This is a genomic window from Bacillus sp. MAG717A, from assembly GCF_036884855.1.
Taxonomy (GTDB): Bacteria; Bacillota; Bacilli; order Bacillales; family Bacillaceae; genus Bacillus; species Bacillus safensis.
Genome location: NZ_CP145733.1, coordinates 3,337,354 through 3,360,050, shown reverse-complemented (window position 1 = coordinate 3,360,050; position 22,697 = coordinate 3,337,354). Strand labels below are relative to the sequence as shown.

Annotated in this window: 23 protein-coding genes and 1 pseudogene; 3 read left to right on the top strand and 21 right to left on the bottom strand. The window is 38.5% G+C overall.

Annotated elements, in window-relative coordinates; translation table 11 throughout:
* Window positions 1–13 precede the first annotated feature (13 nt).
* The 17 genes and pseudogenes from V6Z54_RS17380 to V6Z54_RS17300 form a co-directional block, all read right to left on the bottom strand.
* Window positions 14–1,183, bottom strand: a complete 1,170-nt coding sequence (locus tag V6Z54_RS17380; protein WP_041085154.1) for a Gfo/Idh/MocA family oxidoreductase — start codon at window positions 1,181–1,183, stop codon at window positions 14–16.
* Complete coding sequence (locus V6Z54_RS17375; protein ID WP_218677487.1) at window positions 1,184–2,134, bottom strand: TIM barrel protein; 951 nt, start codon at window positions 2,132–2,134, stop codon at window positions 1,184–1,186. It lies immediately after the preceding gene.
* A 17-nt stretch (window positions 2,135–2,151) separates the two neighbouring features.
* Entirely contained in the window at window positions 2,152–3,435 is a 1,284-nt protein-coding gene (locus V6Z54_RS17370; protein ID WP_041085156.1) for an MFS transporter, read from the bottom strand.
* Window positions 3,436–3,611: 176 nt separating this feature from the next.
* Window positions 3,612–4,469: an AraC family transcriptional regulator gene (locus V6Z54_RS17365; protein WP_041085157.1), complete on the bottom strand. Its 858-nt coding sequence runs from the start codon at window positions 4,467–4,469 to the stop codon at window positions 3,612–3,614.
* Window positions 4,470–4,516: 47 nt separating this feature from the next.
* Complete coding sequence (locus V6Z54_RS17360) at window positions 4,517–5,698, bottom strand: MFS transporter (protein WP_041085158.1); 1,182 nt, start codon at window positions 5,696–5,698, stop codon at window positions 4,517–4,519.
* 37 nt (window positions 5,699–5,735) lie between these two features.
* Complete coding sequence (locus V6Z54_RS17355; protein ID WP_338527543.1) at window positions 5,736–7,193, bottom strand: CoA-acylating methylmalonate-semialdehyde dehydrogenase; 1,458 nt, start codon at window positions 7,191–7,193, stop codon at window positions 5,736–5,738.
* Window positions 7,194–7,208: 15 nt separating this feature from the next.
* Complete coding sequence (iolC, locus tag V6Z54_RS17350; protein WP_338527542.1) at window positions 7,209–8,210, bottom strand: 5-dehydro-2-deoxygluconokinase; 1,002 nt, start codon at window positions 8,208–8,210, stop codon at window positions 7,209–7,211.
* Window positions 8,211–8,212: 2 nt separating this feature from the next.
* The gene (gene iolB / locus V6Z54_RS17345) at window positions 8,213–9,040 is read right to left on the bottom strand and encodes a 5-deoxy-glucuronate isomerase (RefSeq protein WP_041085161.1); all 828 of its coding nucleotides are present in this window, start codon (window positions 9,038–9,040) and stop codon (window positions 8,213–8,215) included.
* A gap of 26 nt (window positions 9,041–9,066) precedes the next feature.
* The gene (gene iolD, locus V6Z54_RS17340) at window positions 9,067–10,992 is read right to left on the bottom strand and encodes a 3D-(3,5/4)-trihydroxycyclohexane-1,2-dione acylhydrolase (decyclizing) (protein ID WP_338527541.1); all 1,926 of its coding nucleotides are present in this window, start codon (window positions 10,990–10,992) and stop codon (window positions 9,067–9,069) included.
* Window positions 10,993–11,043: 51 nt separating this feature from the next.
* The gene (locus tag V6Z54_RS17335) at window positions 11,044–11,799 is read right to left on the bottom strand and encodes a DeoR/GlpR family DNA-binding transcription regulator (protein WP_338527540.1); all 756 of its coding nucleotides are present in this window, start codon (window positions 11,797–11,799) and stop codon (window positions 11,044–11,046) included.
* A 34-nt stretch (window positions 11,800–11,833) separates the two neighbouring features.
* Window positions 11,834–12,709: a class II fructose-1,6-bisphosphate aldolase gene (gene fba, locus V6Z54_RS17330; protein ID WP_338527539.1), complete on the bottom strand. Its 876-nt coding sequence runs from the start codon at window positions 12,707–12,709 to the stop codon at window positions 11,834–11,836.
* A 480-nt stretch (window positions 12,710–13,189) separates the two neighbouring features.
* The gene (locus V6Z54_RS17325; RefSeq protein ID WP_338527538.1) at window positions 13,190–13,426 is read right to left on the bottom strand and encodes a hypothetical protein; all 237 of its coding nucleotides are present in this window, start codon (window positions 13,424–13,426) and stop codon (window positions 13,190–13,192) included.
* Window positions 13,427–13,462: 36 nt separating this feature from the next.
* A complete protein-coding gene (locus tag V6Z54_RS17320) occupies window positions 13,463–14,566 on the bottom strand; it encodes a threonine synthase (protein WP_338527537.1) in 1,104 nt (367 codons plus the stop codon).
* 71 nt (window positions 14,567–14,637) lie between these two features.
* The gene (locus V6Z54_RS17315; RefSeq protein ID WP_338527536.1) at window positions 14,638–15,012 is read right to left on the bottom strand and encodes a RidA family protein; all 375 of its coding nucleotides are present in this window, start codon (window positions 15,010–15,012) and stop codon (window positions 14,638–14,640) included.
* Window positions 15,009–15,674: a helix-turn-helix transcriptional regulator gene (locus tag V6Z54_RS17310; RefSeq protein ID WP_269103437.1), complete on the bottom strand. Its 666-nt coding sequence runs from the start codon at window positions 15,672–15,674 to the stop codon at window positions 15,009–15,011. Before V6Z54_RS17310 ends, V6Z54_RS17315 begins: the two co-directional genes overlap by 4 nt.
* Before the next feature lie 142 nt (window positions 15,675–15,816).
* A complete protein-coding gene (locus V6Z54_RS17305) occupies window positions 15,817–16,497 on the bottom strand; it encodes a TetR/AcrR family transcriptional regulator (RefSeq protein WP_338527535.1) in 681 nt (226 codons plus the stop codon).
* Window positions 16,498–16,539: 42 nt separating this feature from the next.
* Window positions 16,540–17,708, bottom strand: a pseudogene (locus V6Z54_RS17300) (NAD(P)/FAD-dependent oxidoreductase).
* Between the two features lie 211 nt (window positions 17,709–17,919).
* On the opposite strand from V6Z54_RS17300, the gene V6Z54_RS17295 reads away from it, so the two are divergent.
* The gene (locus tag V6Z54_RS17295) at window positions 17,920–18,108 is read left to right on the top strand and encodes a hypothetical protein (RefSeq protein ID WP_039178972.1); all 189 of its coding nucleotides are present in this window, start codon (window positions 17,920–17,922) and stop codon (window positions 18,106–18,108) included.
* A gap of 72 nt (window positions 18,109–18,180) precedes the next feature.
* Here V6Z54_RS17295 and V6Z54_RS17290 read toward each other — a convergent pair whose 3' ends face one another.
* The 3 genes from V6Z54_RS17290 to V6Z54_RS17280 all read right to left on the bottom strand — a co-directional run bounded on the left by V6Z54_RS17290 (window position 18,181) and on the right by V6Z54_RS17280 (window position 19,711).
* Window positions 18,181–18,528, bottom strand: a complete 348-nt coding sequence (locus V6Z54_RS17290; RefSeq protein WP_338527534.1) for a DoxX family protein — start codon at window positions 18,526–18,528, stop codon at window positions 18,181–18,183.
* Between the two features lie 116 nt (window positions 18,529–18,644).
* On the bottom strand, window positions 18,645–19,070 hold the full coding sequence (locus V6Z54_RS17285; RefSeq protein ID WP_041085171.1) for a MarR family transcriptional regulator: 426 nt from the start codon (window positions 19,068–19,070) through the stop codon (window positions 18,645–18,647).
* A 68-nt stretch (window positions 19,071–19,138) separates the two neighbouring features.
* Entirely contained in the window at window positions 19,139–19,711 is a 573-nt protein-coding gene (locus V6Z54_RS17280) for a TetR/AcrR family transcriptional regulator (protein ID WP_041085172.1), read from the bottom strand.
* A gap of 182 nt (window positions 19,712–19,893) precedes the next feature.
* On the opposite strand from V6Z54_RS17280, the gene V6Z54_RS17275 reads away from it, so the two are divergent.
* The gene (locus V6Z54_RS17275) at window positions 19,894–20,820 is read left to right on the top strand and encodes a DsbA family protein (protein ID WP_073979514.1); all 927 of its coding nucleotides are present in this window, start codon (window positions 19,894–19,896) and stop codon (window positions 20,818–20,820) included.
* Window positions 20,821–20,831: 11 nt separating this feature from the next.
* On the top strand, window positions 20,832–21,149 hold the full coding sequence (locus V6Z54_RS17270) for a monooxygenase (protein WP_338527533.1): 318 nt from the start codon (window positions 20,832–20,834) through the stop codon (window positions 21,147–21,149).
* A gap of 309 nt (window positions 21,150–21,458) precedes the next feature.
* On the opposite strand, the gene V6Z54_RS17265 is transcribed toward V6Z54_RS17270, so the two are convergent.
* Window positions 21,459–22,604: a choline esterase gene (locus V6Z54_RS17265; protein WP_338527532.1), complete on the bottom strand. Its 1,146-nt coding sequence runs from the start codon at window positions 22,602–22,604 to the stop codon at window positions 21,459–21,461.
* Window positions 22,605–22,697: the final 93 nt, after the last annotated feature.

Sequence of the window (22,697 nt, the reverse complement as noted above, 5' to 3'; positions counted from 1 at the left end):
CTATGATATGAATTTAAATATAGTCAACCCAAACAGCGCCATTATTTGCTGAGCGCACGCAATTTTCTACCCATCTTACTCCCTCTACGCCCGCTCGGATATCTGGAAACCATATTTCGCTTGTACCTTTAATACCTAGTCGTGTATTATCCATCGCTTTTGCGAATCTTGCATATAAATTTGACCAAGCTTCGAATAACCCTTCAGGATGTCCACCACCAATACGATCCTCTTCTAAGGCTAGTGGGTGCAGGTAAGGCATACCTCTTTCTAATATTTGTGCCGGTTCTCCTTGAATTTCGTATCGAAGCTGGTTAGGTTGTTCACTCCACCATTCAATGCTCGCTTTGGAGCCTACAATTCTAATCTTTTGACCGTGCATAGATCCTGCATTTATCGCTGAAGACCATACCGTTCCAACCGCTCCATTGTCATATTTCATGATTGTATAGGCATTATCTTCTAAAGGAGCACGCTCTTTGATAAAGCTTTGCCTTGTACACATTAACTTTTCTATTTTTAAGTTTGGTAACATAATTTCAGATAAAAACAGCGGGTGGGTACCTAAGTCTCCTAAAACATAACTTGGTCCAACCATTTTAGGATCTACACGCCATTTTGTGCTAGCGTTCTTCTTTTCTACTGCCTCTGAGTGAAACCCGTGTGCAAATTGCATATTGACAAGACGGATGTCTCCTAATTTCCCTTCCTCAATCAGCTGTCTTCCTTGTTCAATCATTTGATGGCCGGAATAACCATATGTGATGCCAACAATTTTATTCTTCTCTTCTGCTAACTTTAATAGCTCTTCGGCTTCTTGTGTTGTAAAACAAAGAGGTTTTTCACAAATCACATGAAGATCCGAAAGTAGTGCAGCTTTACAAATTTCATAATGCGTACCATTTGGTGTGGCAATCGAGACAGCCTCAATACCGTCACTTCTTTTTTGTTCTTCTTCAAACATTGTCTGATAATCTGAGTAACATCGTGAGGGGTCGATATGTAGGTTGATTCCAAAGGATTGTCCTCTTTCTGGATCAATATCAAATGCCCCTGCAATCAACTGAAAGTTCCCATCTCGTAAAGCGGAAGATCTATGAATATACCCAATTTGGCTCCCGCGTCCTCCGCCGACCATCGCCCAACGAATGGGACGCTCGATTATTTTTTCACCATTAATCATTTAACGATTCCTCGCTTTCAATTCGTTTGCAAAACCAAGTTTGTTCAGAAAATCTACACTTTGTTTGACATCTTCTAAGCTTGTATCAGCATCTCGCGGGTCACGTTCTTGTTCAAACGTCACGTATCCTGCATAGTTTAGTTCTGTTAATAGATGCCGAATTTTATGATAGTCTATGACTCCTTGACCGATTGGGCACATGACTCCTTTAGCACATGCTTCAAAAAATTGTGTGCGCTCTTTCATGACTTGGTGATACGTGTCTAAATGAATATCTTTAAAATGCAAGTAGTCTAATCTGTTCGCACATCGTTCGATCCATTCGATAGGGTCCATTTTTGAATAGTATAGATGACCAGTGTCTAAACACAGACCTGCTGTTTCATGAGGAATTTCATGTAACAACCTATTGATTTCATCTTCAAACTCAATGTAACCACCTGCATGAGGATGAATCACAGCCCGGACTCCGTAGTTATTCCATGCATGTTCTGCAATCTTTTTAATATGCTGGATCATCTGTTTCCATTTCTGTTCTGATAAACGAGGAGCCTCTTCCGGCCTTCCTGCATGTTTATTCCTCTCTTCGTGCCCCCAGTCGATGACAACTAAATAAGGGGCTTGATACTGATGATGTTTTAATGCAGGGGCTGCGGGTAATTTGGTTATAAAAGAGCAGATATCGTCCACTTGTTTTATGAGATTTTCAATATTTTCTTGATCTACTAAATTGTCAAAAATAGTACCTGCTATAATCGTTAAATCCAATTCTGTTAAAACCTTTGTGACTTTTGGTATGTCAAAAGGGATATATCCATAAGGTCCTAGTTCAATTCCATGGCAACCAGCTTGTGAGGCTTCATTTAAGACTCTTTCCCATGGAGGAAGGTATGGATTTTTCGGATCATCAACACCCCAGCAGCAAGGGGCACCTGCAATTTGAATAGACATAGACATTTCTCCTCGCTTTATGGTGTTTTATCTAACACATTCATTTGTATTGCTGTCTTCTTTTTGTTTTGTTCTAACTCCTCATGAGTTTTCAAAAATGTTGTTAAATATCCGCTAAATAAATATAAGGCTGCAAAGATGAGAATGACGCCACTTGTTCCTAACGGCTCTATAAAGAGGCTGACAATGAATGGTGCGACAAACACGCTTAAACCAGATCCTAGATTGTGTACAGACATTGCGGCTCCTCTGTCTTTTGCTGGAGCCATAGAAGGGATTAGCGCCGTAATAGGTACATAGCCCGCTAAAAAAAATCCAAATAAACATGAGATCAATATCATTCCGATTAAACTGTGACCAATTATCATCGGGGCTATATAGATGGCGATGGTCGATAGAGCACAGCCTACACATCCAAACCAAATGATCGTTTTTCTCCATCCGATGCGATCTCCAATAAAACCAAATAATAAGTTTGATAAAATATTCACAACGAAAATGGATGACCAAATTTGTAACCATTCTTCAGTTGAGTAACCGTATTTTATGAGATAACTAGGTAAAAATATGGCAAATCCATATTGACCTAATGTTCCGATTATTTTGACTATTGCACCTACCGCTAACCTTGGACGCTCAAACATATAAAATATTCCGCTTAATAGCTCCTTGATAGAAGATTGATCTTTTGTATTTTGTTTCACTTCATCTTTTGTTAGCACAAGTGCGATAATGGCTCCTATCAAAACAAAGAAGATACCTGTGTATAATACATAAATATGACCTATAATAGGTATCGCTATAGAGGAATAAAATGGCCCTGCAACATTTAATCCGCATGTAAATACGAACCAAAACCATCCTACGGCTCGTGCCAATATTTTTTGCTCTGCCCGATACGTGATCCAAACGATAAATGAATAAGCAAACAGCGGGTAGCCTACACCTCTTAACACATATGTAACGAGCATAACAGGGTAGTTCAAGTTGGAAACACCTAGAGCGATAAAAGGAATAGAAGATATCGTAAACATGATAAATCCAGCCCACATCACTCTTCTAATTCCCCAAATTTGAGCTAAGACCCCTGATACCCAAGCAGCTATTCCGACAGCTAAACCATATGCCGCAAATAATTGAGCAGACTGTGTGACGGATAGTCCCCTTTCAACTAAATAAGGTGACAGCCAACCTTGTTCCAATCCATCTCCAATCATGAAAAGTATCATGCCAAGATATCCCCATCTTAGCGAGTATGGAATACCTATTTTAGTGAAAAAAAGCTTATTTTTTTCACTCATTTTCTTCCCTCCTTCACAAAAGAAAGCGCATACAATATGTTTGTGTATTTATTATAAATCTCAAAAACATTTTGTTCCTTCAAATTATTGTTTAAATGTATTGGAGTTTCGTCATATTTATCGTTATTTTCATCAAAAACCTTCACGATCTTGTGTTAAAAATAGTCTAGTTTCATTTAAACACCCCGCCATAATTGACGATATTTTTTAGGAGATATGCCAATCAGTTTTGTAAATAAAGATGTGAAATAGTTTGGATTATCATACCCGGTCATACCGGCTATTTGTGTAACGGTAAAATTCGTGTTGATTAGCAGCGATTGAGACTCACCAATCCGTCGACGAATGATATACTGAATTGGTGAGAATCCAGTGTGTTTCTTAAATAAATGGGCAATATAATAAGGGCTAGCATTCATTTCTTTTGCTATAGAAGAAAGTGTGATATTTTCAGCATAATGAAGATCAATATATGATTTGATTTTTAAGAATAGAGAGCAGCAGACTTCTTCTGTCATAAGCGGTTGTTCTTTAGGGATGGTTAACAGCAATGAGATAAGAGCGGATAGTAAATAACTACATGTTTCTTGGTGACCAGGTTGATTTGTTTTGACCTGGAAAAGGATCATCTCTAATAAAGTTTCTATTTGATGAGCTTGATCCCCGCAGTTCCATACACACGACATTGATTCAGGTACTAAGTGATTCTCTGGTAAGCCTGGGCACTTAACATTTTTCATTCCTACGCAGTAAACACTCATTCTAGATGTTTGATCCATGTACTCGTCATGCAAAACATGACTATTATATATTAAGATATCTCCTTCTTTGACATCATATATGTTATTGCCAATCAAGTGCCTTCCTTTACCTTTTTTGATAAAAACAATCTCTAACATTTGCTTATGCATATGCATTGTTCGCGGTAAATTAGTGTGCTCTTCATTGGCATGACAAACATAAACGAGTTCTGGTAATGTTTGATCTAAACACTTGGAGGAAGTAGCTTGTTGATGTACTAAATATTGTCCCATGGATTCATCTCCCCTATATGATTTGTGATTATACCTACAAGAAAACTTTATATTTTGCCAATGCTGTCATGATAAATATTATGTTTCATCGCTTTGCTTTTCCATCTCGCAGCAAGTAATGTAGCAATTCCACCTAGCAAGGCAGCAAAGTAAAAACCTGCACTAAGCCCAAACCAAGAGTTGAAAATTCCTGCGATAAAGGGTCCTCCAAAAATTCCTATTGCATAGATCGCTTGATATGCACCAACAACCGTTGATTTCATGTGATCAGAAGCTGACTGGTAACACATACCTAATAATAGAGGGAAAATAAAACCTAATGATAGCCCCATCATCGCTTGTATGATGTAAAAAATAGCTGGCTGAGTGGTGATAGGCATTGTAAAAATACACATTGTGGCAAACATAAATGAGCCGATTAAAACCATCCATTGTTTTCTTATCGAAGAAGCGATTTTACCTATTATTAAAGGTGCGATTGCATGTGGAATCATAAAAGAGAAAGTGGTCAATCCTAACTGGCTTTTAGGAATACCAATACTTAATGCATAAGCTGATGTAAACCCAAACGTTGTAATAAAAATCATAGCGTGTGCCAAAATGGATAAAAACGATAGTTGAAGAAGCGTTTGTTTCTTCAAAGTGAATAAGAGCGATTTCAATTCTATTTGACTACGACTCCTAGAATGTTTTGGTTCAGATATAAACAGCAGTAAAACAAATGCAAGGATACAGAGCAAACTACCAAGAAAATATGGTGCATGCCACCCCCATTGACTTACTAAATACCCACTCAGTCCCATTCCAAGAAGTTGTGCAAATACGACAATAAATGAAATGAGATTCATTGCTTGATTAGATTCATGTTCATGGTAATAACTTGCATACATCACAGTAAACACGACCCAGGTTGCGGCCGCTAATCCAGCGAAGCAGCGGGCAATTAAAGCAAAAACCAAATCTTCTGTTAAGAAAAATATGAGGCAACTGATCGTGCTGGCTAAAATTCCGAGCAGAATAAAAGGTTTTCTTATTTTCATATAATCCGCTAATATCCCTAATGGGAGTCTGCATAAAAGCTGCAGGAATCCATAGCTGCTTAATATGAGACCGATTAAGAGATAGTCACCCCCTAATGTCTCCAAATAGGGGGATAAAACGGGCACATATAGAAATTGTGAAAACCAAAAAATGAATGAAATAATGGAGAATATCACTTTATTTTTCATGATTCATTTCCAACTTGTGATCAATGCATCGTTTAAATCAATAACGTGCAGTAACCATTTTTTTCCTTGTGTAAAATTCAACCCCATCTGTACCATTTGCATGAAGGTCTCCATAAAATGATTCCTTCCAACCAGAGAATGGGAAGAATGCCATTGGAGCTGGAACCCCAACATTAATTCCAAGCATACCTGCTTCAATTTGATCTCTAAATGTGCGAACACTTGCGGCGCTATCAGTATATAGACAAGCTCCATTTGCAAATTTTGAGGCATTTGCAAGTTCTATTGCTTCATTCAGTGATTTTACTCGCACAATGGATAAAACGGGTGCAAAGATTTCATCCTGCCAAATTTTCATTTCTTGTGTAACATGATCGAAAATCGTTGGGCCAATAAAATATCCTTCATCATTCGTAATGTCGTCTTTTCGTCCATCTCGAATCATATGTGCCCCTTCATTTATTCCTTGCTCGATATATTGAAGTGTACGTTCTTTATGTCCTTCACGAATAACAGGCCCTAAAAAAACATTGTCATCCATACCGTTTCCAATCACGATTTTGTTCGATTCTTCAACTAATTTTCCAATGAATTGATCAGCAATTTCCTCTTGCACCGCAACAACAGCTGCTGCCATACATCTCTCTCCAGCAGAACCAAAAGCTGCTCCAATAATTTGTTTAATAGCACCATCTAAATCCGCATCATCTAATACGATGGAATGGTTTTTTGCGCCGGCAAGAGCCTGCACCCTTTTTCCATGCTCTGTTCCTTTTTTGTACACATATTCTGCTACTGGCTGTGAACCAACAAATGAAATTGCTTTGACCTGTTTGTGCTCAATTAGTCCATTTACTACATCATGAGCACCGTTCACAATATTGAGCACCCCTTTTGGTAATCCTGCTTCGACAAATAATTCTGCAAGTCTTGCTGCTAGAAGTGGTGTTCTCTCTGATGGCTTTAAGACGAATGTATTTCCGCAAGCAATCGCCAATGGAAACATCCAGCAAGGAACCATCATCGGAAAGTTAAAAGGCGTAATACCACCAATAACACCGATTGGATATCGATACATTCCAGATTCAATGCCTGTTGCTATGTCAGGAAGCTGTTTCCCCATCATTAATGTCGGTGCACCCGCTGCAAATTCCACACACTCAATCCCCCGTTGAACTTCACCACGAGCTTCAGTTAAGCTTTTTCCATTTTCTAAAGTTACTAGTTCAGCGAGTTCATCCCAATTTTCTACGAGCAGCTGCTGATATTTAAAAAGAACACGGGCTCGTCTAGGTACAGCTGTTTTTGACCATGTTTGAAATGCTTCATTCGCAGCTTGAATTGCGCGTTCAACATCCTCTTTTGTAGATAATGGAACTTCAGCAATCACTTTACCAGTTGCAGGATTGAAAACAGATTCTGTTTGACTGCTTACGGATTCAAGCCATTCTCCACCAATATAATTCTTCACTGTTCTTATTGTTGTTTTTGTCATCATGTTCTCCCCTTTTTAAAGTAGAATTTCTTCTGCTGTTTTCATGAATGATTCAATTTCTGAAACAGATGGCATAGCCTCTGAGGAGCTGTGCTTAGAGATGACAATGGAAGCAGATGCACTTCCAAAACGCATCGCTTCTTGTAATGTCATATCATTTAGTAATCCATAGATAAGTGCTGAAGCATAGGAATCTCCAGCTCCGAATGTTTTGAGTACTTTCGTTTTAAAAATGCCGCTTTGTTGAGAAAGACCGTCTTGAGTATAAGCAATTGATCCTGAACCGCCGTGTTTAATAATGACAATTTTCGCGTGATGGTCGAACCATTTTTTAGATGTTTTAGCGTCATTAGATGGTCCGTCGGAGGTCAATTTTTCCATCAAATCAAACTCTTCTCTTGTACCGATGAGTAAATCGGATTTCTCGGCTGCTAGATTGTAGTAAATCGCTGTTTCTGCTTCTGAATTCCACGTATACGGTCGATAATCTAAATCAAAGATGACGTTGACTTGATGTTTCCTAGCATAATCAAGGGCGACGAAAACGGCTTCTCTTGATGGACTTTTTGCAAGGGCTGTTCCTGAAATGAGTAAAGATTTAGCATTTTTAATGTAGTTTTCCGAAACATCGCTTACTTCTAATTTAAGATCGGCCACGTTGTCACGGTACATTAAAATACTACAGTCTTCAGGACTTTTAATTTCTGTGAAGGCAAGCCCTGTCATAGCTCCGGTCTGGTCAATCGATATTCCCTCTGTATCGACATGATTTTGTTTGAGGTATTTTGTAGCAAAACGTCCCATTTGATCATTGGCTACTTTTCCAATGAACCCTGTCTTCATACCAAGCCTTGACAGACCAATCGCAATATTTGCAGGAGAGCCGCCGACATATTTTGTGAATGTGAGGGTCTCTTCCATTGGACGATCAATTTCATTTGCATTTAAATCAATACACAATCTCCCGAGCGCAATGACATCTAATTTTCTATCTTTTTTAAAAGTCAAATAAGACATGGTCATTTCCCCCTGCTTTCCGATAATTTGTGCTCCATTACCCATTCATGCTCTTTGCTGTTTTGAAATTTCCAAGTGCGGACTGGTCCAGCCATTACGTTTAAGTAATAGCTTTCATAACCAGGAGGCGCAGCAACAGGATGATAACCTTTTGGTACAAGAACGGCTTCTTCATTTTGAACAGACATTATTTCATTTAAAGATAAATCATCTGTATACACTCTTTGGAGAATAAAACCATGCTTTGGATTGACTTTATGATAATATGTTTCTTCTAAATAAGATTCATAAGGTAAGTTGTTTTCGTCGTGTTTATGAGGCGGATAACTTGACCAGTTTCCCTCAGGTGTAAATACTTCCACTACTAGTAAGTGATCTGCAGGAGCTTGTTCTGGTAAAATATTATGAACCTGTCTAGAGATGTTGTCTGCTCCCCTCTGTTCAACACCAACTTGAGCTGGAGTAATCAGGCGAGCTGGAAAAGTTCCTTTACCCGGTGAAGAACAGATCGCAATTTCAACATCAGTGAGAGCGTCAATCGTGAATTGATCATTATTTGGCACATAAATGGAATAAGGTGGTGTTTTTTCAAATACATCCATCCTTTGACCAACATGCTCCCATTTTTCTAACTTGGTTGAAATGTGAAGTTTCCCAGATAAAATCACAATACACACTTCTTGATCGTTGGTTTGCTTTTGAAGCGTTTCCCCTTGGGATAGCTTATACACTTCAAACCCAATGTATTTCCATCCTGCTGATTGCGGGGTGATACTTAATACCTTTCCATCTGAATCACGTTTATATGGTGGAACAATTAATTCAGGCATCTATTTTCCTCACCTTTCTGTTTTATTTAATATTTTCTTGCCTTTTCTAATTGTTTTTCTTTCAATTGATAGGCTTTTTTGACTGAATCTTGCTGAGTTACTTCTGAAATTCCTACATGCCACCAAGATCCATAGCCATCTGTCATGGTTTTTGGTAAAACTTTCACATCAATTAAAGTGCTAACCGTTTGTTTTTTTGCATCTTCAATGGCAGCCTTGAGTTGGTCCAAAGTATGTACTTCATACGTTTTTGCTCCGTATCCAGCGGCAGACTGAGCAAAATTGATTCTCAAGATATCCCCATCTAATTGCCCTGTTTGCTGATTGCGTGCTCGAAATTCAGTAGCAAAACTGTTAATTCCATGATCCATTTGTAAATTGTTAATACATCCAAAGCCAGAGTTATCAAAAAGGATAATGTTTATTTTCAATCCTTCTTGGAGACTTGTCACCAATTCACTATGAAGCATTAAATAGCTGCCATCTCCACTTAGGGCATATACCTCTTTCGTCGGTTCAGCTATTTTCACTCCCAGTGCAGAAGCAATTTCATATCCCATACATGAATAACCATATTCTAAATGATACGTATTTCTTTCTTTGGCCACCCACATTCTCTGTAGATCCCCTGGAAGACTGCCTGCTGCACAAGTAATAATAGAATCTTCCGATATCCATTCATTGATATGTCCAAGTACAGTCGTTTGAGGTAATTCAGTATTGAGACTATTTTTATATTCTTCTATCTGCTGTTGATCAAAATGTCCTTTTATTTCTGGTACGAAATCTTCACCTGTAAACTGGATGTCCTTTAAGCGAGCAAGTTCTTGATCCCATTCTTTTTTCGCCTGCTGGATCTCATCTGTATATGCAGCACGGTATCCATCTAATGCTGTCATGAGCGCCTCTAATCCCGATTTTGCATCAGCAATAATTTTTGTGGCTTCTAATTTGGAGGCGTGGAATTCTGATAAGTTGATCGTTAGAACTTCTGTTTCAGGATAGAACAATTTAGATGAAGTCGTAAAATCCGTGAAGCGTGTGCCAACACCTATGATGAGATCGGCATTTTGGGCGATATCATTTGCCGCTTTATTTCCTGTAACACCAATCCCTCCAATGTTTAATGGATGGGTACTTTCAATTGCACTTTTTCCTGCCTGTGTTTCACTAAATGGGATATGGAAAGTTTCTGCAAAATGACGAAAGGTGTCGGCTGCTTCGGAGTAACGTACACCTCCCCCTAAAATCAGAAGAGGTTTTTCTTTTGATCGAATAAGAGATGCGGCGGCCTCTATACTTCTATTCGATGGTTTCTGGCGGTCAATATAATGCACACGTTCTTTAAAGAAATGAAGTGGATAATCCCATGCTTCTCCTTGGACATCTTGAGGAAGACAAATGGTGACGGCTCCTGTATCTGATTGATCCGTTAAAACTCGCATGGCACTAATCATAGCTGACATTAACTGTTCGGGCCTTGAAATACGATCCCAATACTTACTAACTGAGCGAAAAGCATCGTTTGTGGAAAGCGTTAAATCATGAGTTTGTTCAATCTGTTGTAAGACTGGATCTGGTTGTCTAGTTGCAAAAACATCTCCAGTCAGAAGAAGAAGTGGAATTTGATTAGCTGTTGCTGTAGCAGCAGCAGTGACCATATTAGCTGAACCAGGACCTACCGAGGAAGAGCACGCGATAATTTGCCGGCGGTTGCTCTGTTTTGCAAACGCCGTAGCAGCATGTGCCATTCCTTGTTCATTTCTCCCTTGATATACTTTGAGATTTCCGGGATCCTCCTGTAATGCTTGACCAATCCCTACGACATTTCCATGTCCGAATATAGTGAAAACGCCTTGAACAAAAGGTGTTTTTTTTCCGTCAAATTCAATAAATTGTGCATTTAGAAATTTGACTAATGCTTGACTCATCGTTAATCTGATAGATTTCATACATTACCACTCCTTATTGTGTCATTTTAGTTTACAAGATCATGTTTTCATCTAATCCGTAACAATTAATTTCACGTTGTTTGTTTGCATCCATGTTTGATACCTTTCACTTAATTGTTTATCGGTAATCACATAATTTACAGCATTTAATGTGCAATAGGTCACCATCGCTTGCTTATCAAACTTTGTATGATCGACTAAAAGAAAAACTTCTCCCCCTTTTTTGACAACTACTTCTTTCATGCTGCTTTCAACAGGAGAAGAGTTTGTCACACCATTTGTGATGGAGACACCAGTTGATGCCATGAATACTTGATCAAAATTATATTGGTCTATCACCCTAGAGATGGAATGGTCAGAAAAGGATTTCGTTTTTCTTTCTAAAAAACCACCTGTCGAAATGATCGTTAAATTATGGAAAGGAATTGCTTGGAAGATAAAGTCCATATTATTAGTGACAATCGTAAGCGTTTTTTGGTGGATGTAATGGATCATTTCCAGTGTAGTTGTTCCTGAGTCTATAAAAATAGTATCTCCGTCTTTCACCATACTTGCTGCCACTCTAGCAATCGACTGTTTTGCTGTTTGGTTTTTGATTTGTCTATCATCAAAAGATTCTAAGCGAGCGAGTTTAAAAGCAACACCTCCATAAACCTTATGAAAATGACCTTGTTCGACTAATTTTTGTACATCTCTTCGAATGGTATTTTTCGATACTTCGAACGTGGTCACTAAGTCATCAAGAGACACACATTGATGTTCTATGACGTATTGTTTTATTCTTTCAAGCCTTTTGTTTTTTAGCATGATTTTCTTCCTTTTTAAAACTAAATTAACGTTGTCATTCGCTGTGTACTCTCTGCTGAGAGCCAAACTCCCTTATTTTTTCTTTTACAACGCTCTTAATCGCTTGCTGGCCTGGCGTTAAGAGCGTTTGTGGATCATAAGTCTCTTTATTTTTCATGAATGTGTCACGAGTAACAGCCGACCATGCTTGAGTACATTCTGTATTCACATTTATTTTTGCATGACCAAGTGCAATTGCTTTTTGGATAAGTGGTACAGGAATGCCTGATCCCCCATGAAGTACGAGTGGAATCCCAACCTTTTTGGATATGTACGCCATTTCTTTAAACCCTAATTTTGGCTCCCCTTGATATGGTCCATGGACTGATCCAAGTGCTGCTGCCAAAGCGTCTACATTTGTTTCTTCAACCAATCGAATACATTCAATCGGATCTGCGTAGCTCACATTTCCAATCAGTCCATCCTCCATTCCACCAACAGTACCGACTTCTGCCTCAACAGATACTCCTTTCGATTTGGCATACTCTACAACTTTTTTTGTCATTTCTATATTTTTTTCAATAGGAAGCCGTGAACCATCAAACATGACTGAGCTAAAGCCTGCATCAATTGCAGCTTTACACCTTTCAACACTCATTCCATGGTCTAAATGTAGAGCAACCGGAACTGTGGCAGCCATGTCTTCAACTAATCCATTTACCATCCCTACAATCGTTCGAAACCCACCTAGAAATTCTATGAGTCTATCAGAGGCAGCTAAAATAATGGGTGATTTTTCTTCTTCAGCTGCCTGTAAGATGGCTTTTGCCCATTGAAGCCCATTGATGTTAAATTGGCCGACAGCATAGCCGGTATTTCTTGCCTCAAAGATCATAGTCTTCATTGGTATTAATTCGGAATGAATATACATTTTTCTTAATCTCCTTATCAATTTAAAATCAATGATTGCGCACTTTTGAGCCAGTGGAGTGAAGTTAGCAAACAAAAAAATGTGTATACTCTCTGAAACCACGCATAGGTTTTTAAAACTTAGTGGCTACATAAGTGGTTAACATTTGAGTATTTAATGTGTATTTGTGAGTAACTTTTGGTTAACTATAGCTACATCATAATGTTAAAAGCGCTTTCAGTCAATCAATTATTAGAAAAAACAAAAAATAAAAAGCTGAGTTCTTTAAACAACCTTCTTATTCAAAGCCAAAACCTCATAAAAAAGCTGCCGAATTTATCGACAGCTACTTACATATTTATATTGATGAGCTGCCATATGACAACATATCCGCTTCCTATATAAATCCCAATACCTCATTTTGTTCATGCGCTAGTTCCATTCCCTCTGCTAGATAGAGAGCGTTCATTTTATCTATATCATCATCTGGCCAATTCCGGATCAGTTGACGCAATCTCGCAGCGACGGTCTGACAAACACCTGGTGATAAGTAATATCAGAATCGGGTTGTTCCAGCAATGGGATGATGTCGTCATGGTAGTTTTTATAGGGTATTTCCCCACCAAACCCCTCCATATCATCTAAATTCATACCAATACTAGCTGCTAACCTTTTTCTAAAATCATGGAAGTCACTGTATGACCAATGTGCCTCGCAATGAGTAAAATCCAATCCCATGAAGCATTCCTCCGCTTTCAAGTTGTATTCTACGGGTTATTTTGACTTAATCCCTGCCCCGCAAAGAGGAATGACGATGGTTTCTTTTGATTCCTTTTTATATTTCAAGTAGCCGGCAAAATTGACTGCAGATGTCACTTCTACATAAAATCCTTTCTCACTTAGTTTAGAGCGTGCATTCAATATCTCATTTTCTTCAATATCTATAAATGTACCATTGGTATCTTGTACAGCTTCTAGAATTTGTTTGGAGCGCGCCGGGGCAGCAATGGCTATCCCTTCTGCTAAGGTCCCTGTATTCGTAACAGGCGATGCTGATTCCTCCTCGTTTTGATAAGCTTTCACAAGAGGTGCACAGTTTTTCGCTTGTATGGCAATGATTTTCGGTATTTTATGAATCAAACCATTTTCAAATAACTCTTTAAAGCCATAATACGCTCCTAGAAGGAGAGTACCATTTCCAACCGGAATGATTAAAGCATCTGGTGCTCCTTTTACTTGTTCATAGATTTCATAGGCGTATGTTTTTGTTCCCTCAAAAAAATAAGGATTATATACATGGCTTGCATAAAAAACGTTTTCGTCGTCTACTGCTTTTTGGGCTGCAGCAGCAATGTCCTCGCGTGTACCACGAATTTCTTTAATCGTTGCTCCATGGGCTTTTATTTGAGTGACCTTTTTAGGTGAAGTTTCATCGCTTAAATAGATGTCACATGCAATCTTGCAACGAGCTGCATAAGCGGCAATCGCTGTTCCTGCATTCCCGCTGCTATCCGCAATGACTTTTGATACCCCTAATTCCTTTGCCTTTGTCATTAAAACAGCAGCTCCTCGATCTTTAAAGGAGAGTGTAGGCATCATATAATCAACTTTTACATAAGTATTTGGCTCATTCAGATCTAAAAGGATTAACGGAGTTTGACCTTCACCCATTGTTACAGATTCCCAGGTCTTAGACCCCTTTGAAAAGGGCATGGTTTCAACATAACGCCATAATGAGTTTGGATAGTCATCCCAAGCCGCCATGTCTATTTTAGGGGTATCTTTCACCAGGTTTAATACGCCATTACAATCACATTTCCATAGAGTTGGTGTCATCTCATACTTTTTCCCACAATGGTTACAAATCAATTGATTCATCATCCATCATCCCTTCGGATAATTTTTTATGCAAAATATATTTTTTTATATATCTTAGGCAAAAAAATATTCTAAATATAAGAAATAGCATCAATTTCAATTTTGAAACCGAAATGTAATTCATTCGTTGGTACAACAGTACGTGCTGGTTGGTGTTCACCGAAAAATTCAGTGTAAACCGCATCTACTTTGTCCCAAAGTTCAATATCAGAAATGTATAATGTCATACGCAAAATCTTTTCTTTATTACTTCCAGCCGCTTCTACAATCATCTCCACATTTTTAAGCGCTTGTAATGTCTCTTCTTCAATGGGGCCGAATTCTTTTTCTCTCGTTTCAGGATTGATGGCAAATTGTCCTGAAACATAGACCGTGTTTTGATGAATGGTTGCGAATGCATAGTGTCCGTTGGCTTTTAGATTCCCTACCTCAAGGATGCTTTTCATTTCGTTTCCCCTTCATTCGATTTATGTTTGATCTCATCCAAATAGCTATAGACAGTGACTTTAGAAATTCCTAACATAGATGCGACCTTCTCAACAGATCCTTTCATTAAAAAGATTCCTTTTTCATCCATGAACCTTATTAATTCAATTTTTTCATAGCGTTTCATGACTGGGTGGACACTGTTTTGAATGATTTGTTGAATCAATTGATCTACGATTTCTTCCACATTTTCAAGATCATCATTTGTAGTTGTTTCATTCTCTTGAACTTCAACTTTTGTAGAAAGAAAAGTATCCATAAATTGCTGCATTTGATTCAATGCTTCAACATCAAAATTGATACAGAATGCCCCGATTACCTTTTGCTTCGAATCACGAATTAATGAAGTCGAAGAACGAATGGAACGGTTGTCTTCGGTTTTAAATGTATACCCAGCAAGATAATCTTCTTTAAAATCTTCTGATTGTAAAACAGTCTTTACCAAATGATCAAAAGATTGACCGATTTTTCTTCCCGTCACATGATGATTGACTGTAAACATGACAGATGCTTGAGGGTTCGTTAAATCATGAATCACTACTTCACAATTTGGTCCAAACATTTTTGCCGTAGATTTTGCTAAAGGAATATAGCTCTCTAATAAATTCTTTATATTTTCCATGCCTAAGCACCTCATTTGTTTATTCCACTATATTGTATAATTTTTTATATATAAAAACAATATATAGATTTTTTTATATATGCTGAAAAAGTGGAGAAAATATAAAAAAGCAGCCATTGACTGCTTTTGCTTTTGCTCCTTTCTAATTGACTTCTTGCTGGATTCCATACAAAATGACTTCAATTCCCCACCTGAACCGTTCCATTGATACGGTATCACCTGCAAACATTTCTTCTTTCAGTCTATGGATGAAAGGAAACCGCGTTTTGTCTGCATCATGAAATGCTTTTTTTGTATCTGAAATCTGCGAAGAGCCATGTTTCTTCCAAGAGACCTTTTCGTATGCTACGGAAGATACGTATAACAGTAGCAGGTCTACTCCCCATGCAGCAGATGTAGATTTGATCCCACCTTCATGCAATGCAGCGAGAATATGTTCGGTCAACTGTAAAAAGTTCGTTCCTTGTGGGATGGTGGAAAGAGAAATTTCAGCAAGACCAGGTTTTTCGAATAACAGTAGGAAATAAGTATGCAATATGTCAAATAACTGTTCTTTCCATGTGCCATTCACTGAATCTGGATAAACCATTTGGCCAAGACCATAATCCAATACGTAAGCACTTAGTTCTTGAAAATTGTTCACGTAGACATACAAGGATGCAGGTCCCGTATCTAATGCTTTAGCCACCTTACGCATACTCATGCCCTCTAACCCTTGCTCCTTTAAAAGCTCATAGGCGGTTTTCACAATGAGTTCACGGCTTAAGGGCTCTTTTGCCGGCCGAGACCGACGACTTATAGTACGACGATTTGAATTGTTCATAATCTCTTTATAACATGTCAAAGTCAAATAGTAAATTGAGCATCAATCACCGTTTTCTTGAAAAGAATTCATCATTTCAGCAAGCTTGACCGCAGCGTTTTTTGAAAAACATAGTTTTAAACTTTTCTCCGATTCATGAGCTTTCTCCGATGAATATTCGTACATCATGTCTTCGTATTCTTCTATAGCCTTTTCGATATGATGAGGATTTCGGACAATCGCAAGTGCGAGTTCCATTGCATCAAACATCGCCATGTTTACGCCCTCCCCTGCGAATGGTGACATGACATGAGCTGCATCACCGATAAGCGTTACTCCTTTATGGCGATTCCATTTAAAACCGACAGGAAGCGTATAAATCCGTCTTGGAATGATGGCATCTTCTGCATAACGAATATAATTTTTCAGCTGATCGTCCCAATCATTGAATAACTCTAATAATTGTTCTTTTGCTTCTTTCGCTTGATGAAAAGGAATACCACAAGCCTCAATCCAGTTACGTTCTACCATAAGGCTTGCATACACTTTTATTCGTCCATCCCCGTTTAACTGACCAATCAGTCCTTTGTGGTCTGCTAAAGCAAACATCTTCCCGCGTTTATTAAATGCAGCTAAATCAGGGTGGTTTACCTTTACGTTGAGGATATTCAGTTCCAGCATCGTAAGTCCGGCGTATTCAATATCAATATCTGTTAACAGAGGACGTACACGAGAAAAAGCACCATCTGCTCCAATTAAAAGATCAACTGTCTCGACAACTCCGTTTTCAAAATGAAGCTCCGTCATGCGTTTTCTAATGAAATGCAGCTTTCTAGTTTATATCCATATTTGATGTTTTCAGCATCAATTTGATCTAACAGCAGTTCGCACAAAATACCACGATCAATTTCAGGGCGGGTGCCTTTTTGATCTGGTTCCGTTTCTTCATCTAAATAAATTTTTCCTGACTTATCAAGTAAGCGGAAATCTTCTCCTTCATAGCGTGCGTTCCTTTGAAATTCCTCATAAATTCCCGCTTCTTTTAAAGCTTTTTGGCCTGTTTCTTCGTGAATATCCAGTGAGCCCCCTCTTTCTAGACTCTTGTCATACACCTCTCGTTCATAGATGGTTGTTTGTATACCGTAATTTTGTAGTATTAAGGCGAGCGTTAGCCCCCCAGGTCCTCCTCCAATGATAGCGATTTGCTTTTGATCCTTAGATAATGCCGTCATCGTATGCATCTCCTCTTCTTTATGAAAATCGTTTAAAGCCACATCTCATTTATATTATAACGAACACCGTTCGTTAAGAACAGTGTTCGTTTAAAAAAGTTTATTTTACGAGTGCTTTAATGAAAAGAAAGCAATCGACCGTTACCATATGATACACTCCAAATATGATTTTTTTTCGATTGTTTTCATTCTGAGTGTAAGAGGTGTTTCTATGAATAAATTACTAGCAATGTTGATATTAGGATTGAGCTTTAGTGGTGCCGCTCTCATTCTTTCTGTCCCTTTGTTATTCAAGTCCAAACTAGAACAATCTGAGCTCGTGTTTGCTGCTGGATCAGCGGGCGCTTTTGCAGTATTTGCTGTCTCATGCTTAGTTCTTCGAAAACAATTCAATCGCTAAAAAACCTAAACATCATCCACCATTAGAATAGTGGAGATTTGTTTAGGTTTTGTGACTTACCTTGGTATGAACTTAAAGAATGTGGTACAAGCTGATCCCAATACTGAGAGCGAATAACACAAGTGCCGGGATTGCTTTTTTAAAGGGATCTTTGGCCAATACGATCAGAGTAAGTGCAGCTGCCAGCATCGTGCCTCCTAACAATAAGCCTGATAATATTGCGATTGTTGGCATCCATATGCCGATCAGCATTCCAGCTGCGCCTATGAGCTCAAAGGCTCCGGTTAAAACATTAAAAAAAGCAGGTAAACCAAATCGTTTGAACTCTTCTGCCATTTTCCCTGATATAATTTTCGATCCTGTTACAAAAAAGAAAGCGGCCAATATGATTTGCAGAATAAGTATGAAAATCGTGATCACATCTTTCTAAGTTATTTGACTGAAACACTCAGTCCAAATGGACAAATTTTCAGCTGATGCAATTTATATGTCATAGCATATATTGGGCATAAATAGTTCGTTACAGATTAGACATTTCAAGATTCATAGTGTGAATGAAATAATTTGTTTAAAAGTAATTTTAATTGTTGAATCTCTTCATCGTTTAATTGCTTTGTCACCGTTTGATGTGCATCCATGACAACAGGAAGAATGGCCTTTTTGACCTCGTCCCCTTTTTCCGTTAAAAGCAGGTGATGTGAGCGCCGGTCTTGCTCATTATAGATTTTTTTGACAAGCCCTTTTCGTTCCATAGACTGGATCATTCTGACGACAGTGGTTTGATTTTTATCAATTCCTTCTGCCAATTCTTTTTGAGTAGTCCCCTTTTCACTACTCAGAATGCTAATAATACTCCATTGTTCAGGCGTGACACCGTAAGGCTTTAACCTGTTCGTAAAATAATTTGTCATTTTGAGATCGGTACGATGAACGAGATAGCCGATTAAATCTTGTAAATCCATGTAAACACCCTCTATGAAATTTATATGCTATAGCATTTATATTAGTGGAGCATTTGAAAATTGTCAAATCATCTATCTACTTGTTTAAAATCAATCCCTGACAAGATATATGGCACTGCTGATTTGATAAACTCCTCTGATGATACGTGCGAACTATTTTTTCTCCACTCAACAGAAGCTCCGTGAATTCCCCAGCTTAAAAAAACAGCTGTGACCTTCAGAATTTGCTTTTCAACATTTGTATATTGATGGATTAATAATTGATAAAAAATAATTTCAAGCTGTTCCCTCACAATAGGAGCAAGTTCAGTTTCATATTCTACTTGGCAGCGGTTATGCAGAGATTGTTGAAAATTCGTTAGTGCTTTAAAAATATTGATAATCGTATCTTCATCTAGTTTACGATTATTGAAATTAATACTTTCTAAATTAATCGATAATACTTCTGATAGTGTTTTATCCAGCAAATCGTATTTATCCTCAAAATGATAATAAAACGTCGCTCGGTTGATCATGGCTTCTGCCGTAACATCTTTGATCGTAATATCCTTAAATTCCTTTTTCGATGAAAGTTGAATAAATGACTCCATGATTAACTTACGCGTTCTCAGAACCCGAGGATCTGTCTTTGGCTGCGTCATCTTATCCCTCCTCCTTTTTCAACACATCTATCAATCTGTTGCATAAACAACAAATTGAAGAAATTATTGGTTTTGGTCTCACTCATTGTGTCTTAAGATCTAATTGTAAAGTAAATCATTGCTTGATTCAAACAAACTGATAGGGAATAGCGTTCCTACAAAATTTGAGGAGGTAAATGAAATTGAAAAACAATGAGATGTTTTGTGATATAGAAACAGGTGTATGTGGTGTAGGTGAAGAAGAGGATATTCAGGTCATTGATTTTCAGCAACCTAAAAAAACAATAACGCTCTATTATGTAACAGATCCGATTTGTTCGCATTGCTGGGCAATTGAACCTGTGCTGCGTCGATTTAAAGAGCAATATGGACATTATTTTCATTTTCAGACTGTGTTGGGTGGACTGTTAGAGAAATGGCATGGCGGTCCAATTGATCCTGCAAACGGGATTTACAAACCTGCTGATGTGGCTGGTCACTGGAGAGAGGTTGGAGAACATTCTCGCATGCCAATTGATGGGTCCTTAATGATTGACAATCCTGTTCAATCTTCCTACCCGCCCTCTCGCGTGTTCAAAGTGATTCAAAAACATCATGATGATGCACTAGCCTATACTTTTTTACGCCGTGCGAGAGAAGCGCTATTTGCATTCAATCAAAATATATCTGATGTCGCAGTGTTGATTGACATCGTCAACGACCTTGGACTTAACGGAGATGTGATTGTCCATGAAGCGGAGCTGCCAAGCGGCCAGGAATTATTAAATCAAGATTTTACTCTAGTTCGAGACCTTGGTGCTAGAGGTTTCCCAACGATCATCTTCGTCAACGAAGAAAATAAAGGAGTCAAAATCACGGGTGGACGCTCATTTGAAGTCTATGTTGAAGGATTAAAGCAAGCTTTAAACACTGAAGAACTTGAACCGAAAAAACGCCCAGCTGTTTCTACCCTGCTCGAAAATGAAAAACTTCTATTTTCTAAAGAAATTGAAGTAATGTACGATGTTGACCAATCAAATGTACGGTCTTTTATGGAGAAAGAACTTCCGCAGCAGCAGTATCAAATGAAAGATGTGCTGGGGGAACTGTATTTTACAACTTCAACATAAGGAGAATGACGATGCCACATTTATTACAGGTGGATTTTAAGATGAAGGGCCCTTTCGGTGATGAAATGGCAAAAGAGTTTTCTGATTTAGCGAAAAGTATAAATGAGGAAGACGATTTCATATGGAAAATATGGACGGAGAATCCGGAGAAGAATGAGGCTGGCGGAATCTACTTATTCGAAGCAAAAGAAGCAGCTGAAAACTATCTTGAGATGCATTCTAAAAGAATCACTAGCTTTGGAATAACAGACATTAACGCTAAAATCTTTAACATTAATGCTCCTCTTACTCATATCACAAAAGGTCCATTAAAAACTCATCAAGGTTGACACACGAAAAAAAGAGCGGCTGATGGCTGCTCTTTTTTTCGTGTGATTTCATCGATTCATCCACTTTACATGTTCTTTTTTCTCTTCATTGACGACGAGTTGAAAGATTTCAGGTCTTGAATAATGCCCGACTACATCAAAGTCGATTGGAATAATAGGAGTGTAAAATGAACAATATAAAACACGTGCTTTGAAGGCTTTTTTTAAAATCGTGGCGGATATATATTTTGGGGATCAGAAATAGAAACAAATATTTTTCCATGGAGAAACAAAAAAAGCCTAATTCTCAAGGCTTTTTTTCATTTTAGATCACTTTCTGCTCGTTTTCTTAATCAAGTCCACGCCATCGTATGATAGACTTTCCACATGTACAGGCTTTTGCAGAATGTAATGATCAAAAAACGTCCTTGTATAGTCTGTGATAAGATTCCTCATCTCCATCGCATTCCGTTTGCCTCTCAGTTCTTCGTTTACACCGGTAAACACGATGTCGCAATAATCTAAATGTGCAGCATGATTAACAGAGAAATAATAGGTTTCCATGCTATTGTTTGCGCCAATGATTGCATTCATATGATAGTTAGGCTCAGAAAAAAGCAGCAAAAAGGTTTTTTTCAGGTCGCTGTCAAGAAGACCAAATGCACCGCTATCGAGGCCAATCCCACAGGCAAATCGGTCGTCATCCCGGCAAACAATCGCTGTCGTAGGCCCTCCGTAAGAATGTCCGATTATGCCCATGCCGGCGTCAAGCAGCAATCTGCCATTAAAGATGGAATTGAGTTCCCCGGAGTCTAGTTTGTAAAGATAATCGGCTGCATACTTTACATCCTCTGCCTGTAATTCACTATATTTCGTTAACGGATGAAGTATTGGCAGTGTAAGGACGTTACGACATGTCTCAATGGCAGTTTCAACGTCTGGCCGCATCGTCATCTGACCAGCCAGCGCCATCATGTCTGGATCTTCAGAAAACGCCATAATGACATCTGAAAAATCCTTTGATACATTAAACAGACGCCCATCTTTACGCTTATACATCGTGCTGTTTTGATGACCGATACTGACGACAACATCCCCCATGCTTGCAAGGTCTGTACAGATCACAGTCCCCCATTCTGGAGAGCCGCCCCCGCCGCAAACATAAAATAACACTGGATAGCGTTCTTCTTTCCCGGAAAGAGCCAGGTCGTCGTAACAATGCGTTTGGATATCGATAGAGAAAAAATCCTTTTCCTTCATATACTCAGTGACAAGCGTCTGGTCATGCAGCATTTCGTATACTTCAGGAAACATGTACGTTGATGGGGTCTTCACTTCATTGCTATCAGACGGATAGTATACAAATGCGGTCAGTTCTCTTTTTGAGTGATCAGATGCCGTGTACTCAAAATCCATCTGTGTGCGCCCGGCAGTATAGCCGCCGATTGGTTCTGGGAATGCGTCATATCTTTTCATTCTTTTGTCCCCTTATGATTTAAAGTGAGTGTGAAAGACACATTGCAAGATAAGCGCCTTCAAAACGATGACCGCTCTCTTTATGTTTCTAGC

Coding starts and splice junctions, on each gene's coding strand:
- V6Z54_RS17335 (WP_338527540.1), bottom strand. CDS start 11,799: ATGCTAAAAAACAAAAGGCTTGAAAGAATAAAACAATACGTCATAGAA.
- V6Z54_RS17360 (WP_041085158.1), bottom strand. CDS start 5,698: ATGAAAAATAAAGTGATATTCTCCATTATTTCATTCATTTTTTGGTTT.
- V6Z54_RS17285 (WP_041085171.1), bottom strand. CDS start 19,070: ATGGATTTACAAGATTTAATCGGCTATCTCGTTCATCGTACCGATCTC.
- iolD (WP_338527541.1), bottom strand. CDS start 10,992: ATGAAATCTATCAGATTAACGATGAGTCAAGCATTAGTCAAATTTCTA.
- V6Z54_RS17310 (WP_269103437.1), bottom strand. CDS start 15,674: ATGGAAAATATAAAGAATTTATTAGAGAGCTATATTCCTTTAGCAAAA.
- V6Z54_RS17325 (WP_338527538.1), bottom strand. CDS start 13,426: ATGGGATTGGATTTTACTCATTGCGAGGCACATTGGTCATACAGTGAC.
- iolB (WP_041085161.1), bottom strand. CDS start 9,040: ATGCCTGAATTAATTGTTCCACCATATAAACGTGATTCAGATGGAAAG.
- iolC (WP_338527542.1), bottom strand. CDS start 8,210: ATGTCTTATTTGACTTTTAAAAAAGATAGAAAATTAGATGTCATTGCG.
- V6Z54_RS17280 (WP_041085172.1), bottom strand. CDS start 19,711: ATGACGCAGCCAAAGACAGATCCTCGGGTTCTGAGAACGCGTAAGTTA.
- V6Z54_RS17365 (WP_041085157.1), bottom strand. CDS start 4,469: ATGGGACAATATTTAGTACATCAACAAGCTACTTCCTCCAAGTGTTTA.
- V6Z54_RS17315 (WP_338527536.1), bottom strand. CDS start 15,012: ATGAAAAGCATCCTTGAGGTAGGGAATCTAAAAGCCAACGGACACTAT.
- V6Z54_RS17265 (WP_338527532.1), bottom strand. CDS start 22,604: ATGAAAAGATATGACGCATTCCCAGAACCAATCGGCGGCTATACTGCC.
- V6Z54_RS17380 (WP_041085154.1), bottom strand. CDS start 1,183: ATGATTAATGGTGAAAAAATAATCGAGCGTCCCATTCGTTGGGCGATG.
- fba (WP_338527539.1), bottom strand. CDS start 12,709: ATGTATATTCATTCCGAATTAATACCAATGAAGACTATGATCTTTGAG.
- V6Z54_RS17320 (WP_338527537.1), bottom strand. CDS start 14,566: ATGAATCAATTGATTTGTAACCATTGTGGGAAAAAGTATGAGATGACA.
- V6Z54_RS17355 (WP_338527543.1), bottom strand. CDS start 7,193: ATGACAAAAACAACAATAAGAACAGTGAAGAATTATATTGGTGGAGAA.
- V6Z54_RS17305 (WP_338527535.1), bottom strand. CDS start 16,497: ATGAACAATTCAAATCGTCGTACTATAAGTCGTCGGTCTCGGCCGGCA.
- V6Z54_RS17370 (WP_041085156.1), bottom strand. CDS start 3,435: ATGAGTGAAAAAAATAAGCTTTTTTTCACTAAAATAGGTATTCCATAC.
- V6Z54_RS17270 (WP_338527533.1), top strand. CDS start 20,832: ATGCCACATTTATTACAGGTGGATTTTAAGATGAAGGGCCCTTTCGGT.
- V6Z54_RS17295 (WP_039178972.1), top strand. CDS start 17,920: ATGAATAAATTACTAGCAATGTTGATATTAGGATTGAGCTTTAGTGGT.
- V6Z54_RS17375 (WP_218677487.1), bottom strand. CDS start 2,134: ATGTCTATTCAAATTGCAGGTGCCCCTTGCTGCTGGGGTGTTGATGAT.